General features: G+C 48.9%; 1 protein-coding gene. It reads right to left on the reverse strand.

Annotated elements, in window-relative coordinates:
• On the reverse strand, window positions 1-325 hold a 325-nt coding region (locus C0Z22_RS16285; RefSeq protein WP_233189743.1), incomplete at its 3' end, for a hypothetical protein.
• Between the last annotated feature and the right edge of the window lie 419 nt (window positions 326-744).

Here is a 744-nt window from a genome sequence, read left to right on the forward strand (position 1 = left end):
CAACCGCCACAACATAGTAACTTGAGGCCTCTCCACCATTGGGACAGCTTTGTTGATAGTACTGCTCAACCATGACTGGAACTAGACCGCACTTTCCACCAATATATACCTGGCCACCATCAACTGCAAGGGCATCTGCTTCTCCACGCATGACTTTCTTGATGCAGTCTTCCACAGATGATCCAGTTCTGCACTCCATACGAGGAATAAGTGAATTTACTTTGTCACACTTCGTTTTCTCTGCGTGGCCAATAGTACACCATTCAATGGGACGTTCCGGAGCCGGTGCTTGCGGGCTCCCATCTCTAAGGGCACGCATGGCCATGTAAAAACTTTCTTTCAGGTAGAGGAAGGAGTCTGTGCTCTTTGGGAGCTCCACCAGGCCAGATGCAGAGTCTGAGAATATCAGGTCTTTAACCCCAGTGTCAGAAGAGACAAGATCTGAATACGGAATCTGTGTAAGGACTTTATAAATCTGCTGTGAATCAGCGTCCATGCGGCCGATGACAGCACGGGCCGGCTCTTTGCCGAGGTGGCAATCCTTGTAGTCCTCAACACTTTTCTTACTGCCGTCCATGCACAACAGCTGGTAGTCCTGTCTCTCACTCACTGGGATTGCATCGTGGCAAACAAAGGCAACTTGTCCTTTACCATTTTTCAAGCACTGGAAGGCTCCTTTATCACTGGAGTACGTTTCACTCTGTGAGCAGCTACTTGAGAAGAACTGTGACACAGCCTTCTCAA

This window comes from Halobacteriovorax sp. DA5 (genome assembly GCF_002903145.1).
Lineage (GTDB): Bacteria > Bdellovibrionota > Bacteriovoracia > Bacteriovoracales > Bacteriovoracaceae > Halobacteriovorax_A.